The 9,331-nt window shown below is 32.6% G+C and carries 9 protein-coding genes and 1 riboswitch; of the genes, 8 read left to right on the top strand and 1 reads right to left on the bottom strand.

Features of this window, described 5'->3' with window-relative positions; all coding sequences use genetic code 11:
- Positions 1-386: 386 nt before the first annotated feature.
- Positions 387-1,886: a sodium-dependent transporter gene (locus QZ286_RS07585; protein ID WP_291256357.1), complete on the top strand. Its 1,500-nt coding sequence runs from the start codon at positions 387-389 to the stop codon at positions 1,884-1,886.
- Positions 1,883-1,990, top strand: coding sequence for a methionine/alanine import family NSS transporter small subunit (locus QZ286_RS07580; protein WP_291256356.1), 108 nt, complete (start codon positions 1,883-1,885; stop codon positions 1,988-1,990). The genes QZ286_RS07585 and QZ286_RS07580 overlap by 4 nt, the downstream gene beginning before the upstream one ends.
- Positions 1,991-2,078: 88 nt before the next feature.
- Here QZ286_RS07580 and QZ286_RS07575 read toward each other — a convergent pair whose 3' ends face one another.
- Entirely contained in the window at positions 2,079-3,674 is a 1,596-nt protein-coding gene (locus QZ286_RS07575; RefSeq protein WP_291256355.1) for a Na+/H+ antiporter NhaC family protein, read from the bottom strand.
- A gap of 94 nt (positions 3,675-3,768) precedes the next feature.
- Positions 3,769-3,941, bottom strand: a riboswitch (Lysine riboswitch).
- Positions 3,942-4,136: 195 nt separating this feature from the next.
- Between QZ286_RS07575 and tyrS the strand changes: the two genes are divergently transcribed.
- The 6 genes from tyrS to nifU all read left to right on the top strand — a co-directional run bounded on the left by tyrS (position 4,137) and on the right by nifU (position 8,990).
- Entirely contained in the window at positions 4,137-5,360 is a 1,224-nt protein-coding gene (gene tyrS, locus QZ286_RS07570) for a tyrosine--tRNA ligase (RefSeq protein ID WP_291256354.1), read from the top strand.
- Positions 5,361-5,376: 16 nt separating this feature from the next.
- Positions 5,377-5,868, top strand: a complete 492-nt coding sequence (locus QZ286_RS07565; RefSeq protein ID WP_291256353.1) for a GNAT family protein — start codon at positions 5,377-5,379, stop codon at positions 5,866-5,868.
- Positions 5,865-6,527: an endonuclease III gene (gene nth, locus QZ286_RS07560; protein ID WP_291256352.1), complete on the top strand. Its 663-nt coding sequence runs from the start codon at positions 5,865-5,867 to the stop codon at positions 6,525-6,527. Before QZ286_RS07565 ends, nth begins: the two co-directional genes overlap by 4 nt.
- 2 nt (positions 6,528-6,529) lie before the next feature.
- Positions 6,530-7,318, top strand: coding sequence for a bifunctional hydroxymethylpyrimidine kinase/phosphomethylpyrimidine kinase (gene thiD, locus QZ286_RS07555; protein ID WP_291256351.1), 789 nt, complete (start codon positions 6,530-6,532; stop codon positions 7,316-7,318).
- An 85-nt stretch (positions 7,319-7,403) separates the two neighbouring features.
- Positions 7,404-8,576, top strand: a complete 1,173-nt coding sequence (locus QZ286_RS07550; protein WP_291256350.1) for a cysteine desulfurase family protein — start codon at positions 7,404-7,406, stop codon at positions 8,574-8,576.
- A gap of 30 nt (positions 8,577-8,606) precedes the next feature.
- Entirely contained in the window at positions 8,607-8,990 is a 384-nt protein-coding gene (gene nifU, locus QZ286_RS07545; RefSeq protein WP_291256349.1) for a Fe-S cluster assembly scaffold protein NifU, read from the top strand.
- Positions 8,991-9,331 lie beyond the last annotated feature (341 nt).

Here is a 9,331-nt window from a genome sequence, read left to right as displayed (position 1 = left end):
TTCACAAACAAGAAAATGCTAATATGTAGGATTCGTTGTATCCGAATTTAAGCCTTTGGAGAGTTATATAAAACGAAAGTAGCTACGGCAAAATCGGACTCTGAGAAGAAGGAAATAAACAAATTTCTATATTTTTATAGAGTTTTGGCAACGGTTATCAATATGTCTAACATGAATGCAAAATATTGGTGGTGGAACTGCATAGAAAAATCAGATAATTTATTCAAAATGTTAGATAAGAACTTTATTTATATTGATAACATATTTCTGTCTATGTAATTCTACACAGGAAAATACTATATTATATATGGTAAAATGGATTAATTTAAGTTAAGTTTAAGCAGTCTAGCAGACTGCTTTTTTTATTTCTAAAGGGAGATGGTTCAATGGAAGAGAAGAGAGAGTTATGGTCAAGTAGAAAGGGATTCATCTATGCAGCAGTAGGAGCGGCAATAGGCTTGGGAAATTTATGGAGATTTCCGTTTCAAGCTTATAAAAATGGTGGAGGAGCTTTCTTTTTGCCATATATAGTGGCATTATTTACTTGTGGTATACCACTTATGATTTTGGAGTACCAATTGGGAAGAAAAGTTAGAGGTGGATCAACTAAGGCATTTAGAATGCTTGGGAAAAGATATGAGTGGCTAGGTTGGTTACAGGTAATGATTCCAATAGTGGTGATGATGTTCTATTGTACAATTATCTCTGTAGCAGTTGTCTTTATGGTATGGTCTTTAGGTCATGCTTTTGGAGTAGTTAATTGGATGTCAGATCCAGGAAAATTAATGGGAATAATTGTGGGTAACGCCAATGGACCTTTTGATTTTTCAGCAGGAATAAGTGGTTATATGCTATCTTTTATTTTGATTGTATGGTTCAGCAACTGGATAATTGTAAAAAAGGGGATATCTAGTGGAATAGAGAAATGTTCAAAAATATTTACACCTTTATTGATGGTTTTGATGTTAATTTTTATGATCAATTCTTTGAGATTGAAGGGTGCAGTAATAGGATTGAATGCACTGTTCACACCAGATTTTGAGAAAATATTAAATCCAAGTATTTGGGTAGCAGCTTATGCACAGGTATTTTTTTCGACAACATTAGCTGTTGGAGTTATGATTGCTTATGGATCATATGTTCCTAAGAAATGGGATGTTGTTAACAGTTCATTTATAACAGTTTTAGCAAATGCATCATTTGATATAATATCTGGAATAACAGTTTTTTCTACATTAGGATATTTGGTAAATAGTATGGGAGTTGAGTTTAACTCTTTTGGAAGTGGAGCTGGGATAGCTTTTATAGCCTTTCCAATAGCCATATCAGCAATAACAGCCAATCAATTTTTACAGGGAATTATTGGATTTATATTTTTCTTCTGTCTATTTATAGCTGGATTGTCATCAAGTATATCTATGCTAGAATCATTTGCAACAGGGGCTTTAGATAAATTCAAAATAAGTAGAGAGAGATTGGTTGGAGTGATCTCTTTAATAGGTTTGGTTGGAAGTGCAGCTTTCTCAACTTATGCAGGTTTTAACTATATATTGGATATAGTTGATTCCCATGTAGGAAATTATATAATAGCTACACTGGGGCTAGTTGAAACGGTTTTAGTATGTAGATACTATGGAATAGAGAAGATAAGAGAGGAAGCTAATGAATATTCTGATTTTGAAATTGGAAGATGGTTTGATATTCTATTAAAATATGTAACTCCTACCATTTTAGGAATAACAGTTATAACAAATTTAATAAAGGGTATTCAAAATTTAACACTTGGAAATCTTGTTTTTGGTTGGGGAACTATTCTATTGATGGTCATATGTGCAACACTCTTCTATAGAAGAGCTTGGGAGATGGAAAGAGGTGAATTGAAGTGAATATAAGTGCAATAGTGATGATGGTATTTGGTTGTTTTGTAGTATGGGGTGGACTATTGATGTCCATTGGTATAACTTTAAAAAAAGAGAATAAAAGAGATTAAAAGGAAATAAGGATGGAAAAGTTATTAGTGGGTAATAACTATGACCATCCTTATCTCATTTATATAAAATATTTAGGTTAGGGGCTAATTAATTTTTAGCTCTTTTTTTAGCTAAAAGAAGTAGGGTAATAACTCCAATGACTCCAACAGGAAAAGCTATTAACCAAGATTTAGTATAACCAATAATAACATATGATACGAAAGATATTGCTGCTACACTGAGTGCATAAGGTAGCTGTGTATATACGTGGGCAACGTGGTTACATTGAGAACCAGCAGAAGCCATTATAGTCGTATCTGAAATAGGAGAGCAGTGATCTCCACATACAGCTCCAGCCATACAAGCTGAGATTGAAATAATCATCATCTGTGGATTGTTTTCAAATACAGCAACAACTATTGGAATCAATATTCCAAAAGTACCCCAAGATGTACCAGTTGCAAAGGCAAGTCCACAACCAACTAAGAAGATTATAGCAGGTAACATATTTACAAGTCCACCAGCTACATTTTCCATAAGATGTGCTACATAAGGAGCAGCACCTAAACTATCAGTCATAGCTTTCAAGCTCCAAGCAAATGTTAAAATCAATATAGCTGGAACCATTGCTTTAAATCCATCTGGGATAGAATCCATACACTCTTTAAAAGTTAATGATTTTCTAACAACATAGAATATGATTGCTAAGATCAAAGCAAACATACTTCCAATTGCAAGTCCTTGTGAAGCAACACTATTTGAGAATGCCTCAACAAAACTAGTTCCTGCAAAGAAGCCACCTGTATATATCATACCAGTGATACAGAGTATGATTAAAAATATGATAGGAACTACTAGATCTAAAACACTTCCATGTGAGTTTTCCTCATTTAACTCTTCTGAAGAGTTTATCTCTCTTCCATCTGAGAAGAGATCTCCATTTAAAGCATTGAGTTCATGAGTTTTCATAGGTCCATAATCACTGTTTGAAACAGCTATCATAATCAACATAATTATAGTGAATAAAGCATAGAAATTGTAAGGAATAGCCTTGATAAAAATAGCAAAACCATCCTCTCCTGGAACAAAACCACTAACAGCAGCAGCCCAAGATGAAACAGGAGCTATTATACATATAGGTGCAGCAGTGGCATCTATAAGATATGCCAATTTAGCACGAGATATGTTATGCTTATCTGTAATTGGATACATAACACTACCAACAGTTAAACAGTTGAAATAATCATCAATAAAGATAAGACAACCTAAAATGATAGTGGCAAGTTGAGCTCCAACTCTACTCTTTATTCTCTTACTAGCCCAGATTCCAAAAGCCTTTGATCCACCAGCTTTATTCATCAAGGATACCATTGTTCCAAGAATAACCAAGAATATTATTATACCGACGTTATTTGAATCACTGAGAACTGCTATTAAACCATCATTTAAAACATGAAGTGTAACTTTTTCAAGATTAGCACCAGCATAAAGAACTCCTCCTGAAACAATTCCAATAAAAAGAGAACTATAAGCTTCTTTTGTAATCAAAGCGAGTACAATAGCGATAACTGGTGGAACTAATGCCCAAAATGTCCCATACAAAGCAGGGGTATATTGAGTACCGTTGTCAGCGAATAGACAAATAGAAAGGGTAAAAAATAATAAAAGAAATGAAAAAAACTTTTTAAAAAAATAATTGTTCACAAAACTTTCCTCCTCAACTACTTAAAATTTGGGTTTTAATATATAGATAGCGAAAGTGATTTGCTAAGTGAACAAAAAACTCTGAAAATATTTCCATCCTGATAGCACTCCACTGATTTGTGACAGTCCGCCATATGTTATATGACGTCCCAAGATATATAAACTTGTGCTTTTATACATCTTTCGGCAATTTCCCCTTTTCTTTAAAAGTGTGCACAAACATAGTCTTTTAAAGTAATAATGAAAACTGCAACCTCTATCTTTTCTTAGAACTCTTGATCTTATTTTAGATCTTTTATTTCTGAATGTCAATATAAAAATAAGAAAAAAAGTAAAAAAAATTTACAAAAAGTAAAGAGAAAGTATATTTTTCAAATAAAATTAAGCTTTTAAGGACTTTAAAAAGAGGAATATTTATGTTAAAATATTAAAAAAATATAATTGAAAATAAAGGGAGAAAAAATGGAAAATAAAAACGTAGTAGATGTATTATTAGAGCGTGGATACATCAAACAATTTACACATGAAGATGAAATAAGAGAAGCACTTGGGAAAGAGAAAGTTACATTTTATATTGGATTTGATCCAACAGCAGATAGTTTACATGTAGGTCACTTTATAGCAATGATGTTTATGGCTCATATGCAACAGCACGGACACAGACCAATTGCATTAGTTGGTGGTGGAACTGCTATGATAGGAGATCCTAGTGGAAGAACTGATATGAGACAGATGATGACAAAGGAAACAATAGCACACAATGTTGCTTGTATAAAAAAACAGATGGAAAAATTCATTGATTTTACAGATGGAAAAGCAATTTTAGAGAACAATGCTGATTGGTTATTAGGATTAAATTATGTTGAGTTTATAAGAGATATTGGAGCACACTTCTCTGTAAATAGAATGTTGGCTGCTGAGTGTTTCAAACAAAGAATGGAAGCTGGATTATCATTCTTAGAATTCAACTATATGTTAATGCAAGGTTATGATTTCTTAGTATTAAATAAAAAATATGGTTGTACAATGGAGCTTGGTGGAGATGACCAATGGTCAAATATGATAGCAGGAGTAGAGCTAATAAGAAAGAAAGAGCAAAAACAAGCTTTTGCAATGACTTGTACTCTTTTAACTAATAGTGAAGGTAAGAAAATGGGAAAAACTGCTAAAGGAGCATTGTGGTTAGATCCAGCTAAAACATCTCCATATGAGTTTTATCAATACTGGAGAAATGTTGCAGATGCTGACGTTGAGAAGTGTTTAGCACTATTGACATTTGTACCTATGGATGAAGTAAGAAGATTGGGAGCACTTGAAGGAGCAGAGATAAACCAAGCTAAAAAGGTATTAGCTTTCGAAGTTACAAAATTGATTCATGGAGAAGAGGAAGCTTTAAAAGCACAACAGGGAGCAGAGGGAGCATTCGGTGGTGGAGATATGAGCAATGTACCATCAATAGAGCTTTCAAAAGATAGAGTTGGAATGGAGTTACTAGACTTCTTAGTAGAGAACAAGCTTATAAAATCAAAGGGAGAGGGAAGAAAACTAGTAACACAAAATGGATTGACAGTTGCTGATAATAAAGTTGCAGATTTTGCAATGAAGATAACAGATGAGCTATTTACAGATGGAGAATTTGTTTTAAAAATAGGTAAGAAAAAAATATACAGAGTAGTTTTAAACTAACAATAAGGTGGTTTTTTTGATAGAGATAATACTGAGAAAAATGGAAGAGAAGGATATCCAAAACTTATATAATTATATTCACTTGAATTATGTAAAAAAATATTTTCCTGAAAAAGAGAGGGAGCAATGGGAAGCACATAAAAGATGGTACTCCTTTGTAATAAATTCTCCTACATATCTCTTTTATACTATTGAAAGTTTGAGTAGAGAGTTTTTAGGAACAGTTAAATTTGAGATGGTAAGTAAAACGGGAGCAATAATAAGTGTTTATTTAATAGAAAAAGTACGTGGAAAGGGGTATTCAGAAGAGGCTATTTTTAACAGTATTGAGGAGTTAAAATTTGAAAGACCTCAGATAAAAAAGGTTTATGCTTATATCTTAGAGGAGAATGAGATCTCTAAAAAAGCTTTTATAAGACTGGGGTTTAAATCAAAAGGAATAAAGGAATATAGTGGAGCTGAACATCTTTTATACGAGAAAGAGATAGATCAAGAGGAAAGAGAATGACAAAAAAAGAGAGAGTTAAAAATATATTAGAAGAATTAAACAAAAAATTTGGAAAGCCTAAGTGTGCACTAAATTATAATACACCTTTTGAACTTTTAGTTGCTGTAATCCTTTCAGCCCAATGTACAGATGTCAGAGTAAATATCGTAACTAGTGAGATGTACAAGCATGTTAATACACCTGAGGAGTTTGCAGAGTTACCACTAGAAAAGATAGAAGAGATGATAAAAAGTACAGGTTTTTATAGAAATAAGGCAAAAAATATAAAATTATGTAGTCAACAACTTCTTGAGGAATATGGTGGAAATATTCCTCAAGAGATGGAAAAATTAGTAAAATTGGCTGGAGTTGGAAGAAAGACAGCAAATGTAGTAAGAGGTGAGATATGGGGATTAGCTGATGGAATAACAGTGGATACCCATGTAAAGAGATTAACTAATTTGATAGGGTTGACTAAGAATGATGACCCAATTAAGATAGAGCAAGATCTTATGAAAATCGTACCCAAAGATAGCTGGATAGATTTCTCACACTACTTGATTTTACAAGGGAGAGATAAGTGTATAGCTAGAAGACCTAAATGTAATGAGTGTGAGATTTTAGAATTTTGTAAATATGGGACTGAAAAGATTAAAAAAGAGAGCAAAAAAGGGAGTTAAAAATGAAAAAACCAGTACTTACAATTGCAGGGAGTGATTGTTCAGGTGGAGCAGGGATACAAGCAGACTTGAAAACAATGACAATGAATGGTGTCTATGGTATGAGTGTAATAACTGCTCTCACTGCTCAAAATACTAAAGGAGTAACAGGAATACTAGATGTTGGAGTGGAGTTTTTAAAATCCCAACTTGATGCAGTGTTTAATGATATACCTCCTCAAGCTGTAAAGATAGGTATGTTATCATCAAAGGTATTAATAGAGACAATATCTAAATATCTAAAGGATCAGAATGTAAAAAATATAGTTTTAGATCCAGTTATGGTATCTACAAGTGGGTCAAAATTAATTGCAGATGAAGCTATAGATACAATGTGTAATGAGTTGTTTCCAATAGCCACTGTGATAACTCCAAATATTCCAGAGGCTGAAATTTTAAGTGGTATGGAGATTAAGAGTAGTGATGATATGATGGTTGCTGCCAAAAAGATATATGATAAATATGGTTGTGCCGTCCTTTGTAAAGGGGGGCACAATTTAAATGATGCAAATGACTTTTTATACAATGGAGAAAATATAAGATGGTTTATGGGGAAAAGAATAGATAATCCCAATACCCATGGGACAGGTTGTACACTTTCTAGTGCAATAGCATCAAACCTTGCAAAAGGTATGAGCTTAGAGACATCTATAGAAAAAGCCAAGGAGTATCTATCTAATGCATTGTTGGAAATGTTGGACCTAGGAGAGGGCAGAGGCCCTATGGATCACGGATTTTTAATAAAGAATTAAAAAAATATTTTAATTCTTGACAATTTTAATAAAGAATGGTATAAATATAGAATAAGAAATGTAATTTTATAGGGAGAGGGTAAATATGAAAGTTTATCTAGACAACAATGCAACTACAAAGATGGATAGTGAAGTTCTTGAGGCAATGTTACCATACCTTACTGAATTTTATGGAAATTCATCAAGTTTGCATCTTTTTGGGAAAGAAACAAATAAGGCACTAACAGAATCAAGAGAGTGTATTGCAAAGTTTTTAGGAGTTGAAGCAGACGAACTTATTTTTACGGCATCAGGAAGTGAATCTGATAACTTGGCTATAAGAGGAATTGCAAGAGCTTATAAGAATAGAGGAAAACACATTATAACAAGTCCAATAGAGCATCCAGCAGTAAAAAATACATTGAAGGATCTAGTAGAGGACGGATATGAAGTTACTACAATACCAGTTGATCACAATGGTGTACTAGATATAGAAGCTTTAAAAGCAGCAATAAAAGATGATACTATACTAATAACTGTTATGCACGCAAACAATGAAGTAGGATCTTTTCAACCAATAGAAGAGATAGGAAAAATCGCAAAAGAGCATAGAATTATATTCCACGTTGATGCAGTTCAGACAATGGGAAAATTAGATATAAAGCCTAAAGAGATGGGAATAGATTTACTTTCTTTCTCTGGACATAAATTCTACGGACCTAAAGGAATAGCAGGATTGTTCTGGAGAAATGGAGTAAGATTTGGAAAAGTTCTTACAGGTGGAGGTCAAGAGAAAAAGAGAAGACCAGGAACATCTAATATACCAGCAATAGTTGGAATGGCTAAAGCACTTGAAATATCATATAGAGATATGGGAGAAGAGTGGAAAAGAGAAGAGGAGTTAAGAAACTATTTAGAGGATGAGATTGTAAAAAGAATCCCAGAAGTAGTTGTAAATGCTAAAGATGTAAAAAGATTACCAGGAACTTCAAGCATCACTTTTAAATATTTAGAGGGAGAGTCTATCCTTTTAAGTTTAAGTTATAAAGGAATTGCAGTAAGTTCAGGTTCAGCGTGTTCTTCTGACGAGCTACAAGCATCTCATGTTCTATTAGCTATGGGAATCCAGCCAGAATTTGCTCATGGAACAATCAGATTTGGTATAGGAAAATATAATACAAAAGAAGAAATTGATTATGTAATTGAATCGGTTGTTGAAGTAATCAACAAATTGAGAATGATATCACCATTATGGAATGCATATCAGGCTGAAAAATAGAAAAAATTAAGATGATTTAAGGAGAGAAAAATGCAATATACAGAAAAAGTAATGGAACATTTTATGAATCCACACAATGTTGGAACAATTGAAAATCCATCAGGATATGGAAAAGTTGGAAATCCATCTTGTGGAGATATAATGGAAATATTTATCAAAGTTGAAAATGATATTATAACAGATGTAAAATTTAGAACTTTTGGATGTGCATCAGCAATAGCTAGCTCATCTGTTTCAACAGATTTAGTTTTAGGAAAAACTGTAGAAGAAGCTTTAAAATTAACTAACAAAAAGGTTGTTGAGGAACTAGGAGGATTACCACCAGTAAAAATGCACTGTTCTGTATTAGCAGAAGAGGCTATCCAATTAGCAATCAATGATTATTTATCAAAAAAATCAGCAAAAGCTGAATAATTTTAAGAAAAAAATGAAGTTTAGGAGAAAATTTTTATAAATTTTCTCCTGTTTTTTTATAAAAAAATATATTTGTGAACTATTGATTTTATTAGGAAAGATTGATGATAAGATATTTTATTTAAAAAAATAATAAAAAAAGTGTTGACGAAAATTATTATTTGTGATATTATAATCTATGTCCGCGAGAGAGCGGTACAAAAAAATGTTAAGGACATTAGCAACAGAATAGAGAAAGACAATAAATGCAAACACAACAATAAATTGGTGTAAATTATCAGTAAATTTTACTGAGTTAAATAGATTGAACGAAGAGTTTGATCCTGGCTCAGGATGAACGC

Origin of the sequence: Fusobacterium sp., from assembly GCF_019012925.1 — a bacterium.
GTDB lineage: Bacteria > Fusobacteriota > Fusobacteriia > Fusobacteriales > Fusobacteriaceae > Fusobacterium_A.
This window is presented reverse-complemented; position numbering and strand designations above follow the sequence as displayed.

Bases quoted from the DNA above. Each gene is read 5' to 3' on its own strand.
- tyrS (WP_291256354.1), top strand. From the start codon at position 4,137: ATGGAAAATAAAAACGTAGTAGATGTATTATTAGAGCGTGGATACATC.
- nth (WP_291256352.1), top strand. From the start codon at position 5,865: ATGACAAAAAAAGAGAGAGTTAAAAATATATTAGAAGAATTAAACAAA.
- thiD (WP_291256351.1), top strand. From the start codon at position 6,530: ATGAAAAAACCAGTACTTACAATTGCAGGGAGTGATTGTTCAGGTGGA.
- QZ286_RS07585 (WP_291256357.1), top strand. From the start codon at position 387: ATGGAAGAGAAGAGAGAGTTATGGTCAAGTAGAAAGGGATTCATCTAT.
- nifU (WP_291256349.1), top strand. From the start codon at position 8,607: ATGCAATATACAGAAAAAGTAATGGAACATTTTATGAATCCACACAAT.
- QZ286_RS07550 (WP_291256350.1), top strand. From the start codon at position 7,404: ATGAAAGTTTATCTAGACAACAATGCAACTACAAAGATGGATAGTGAA.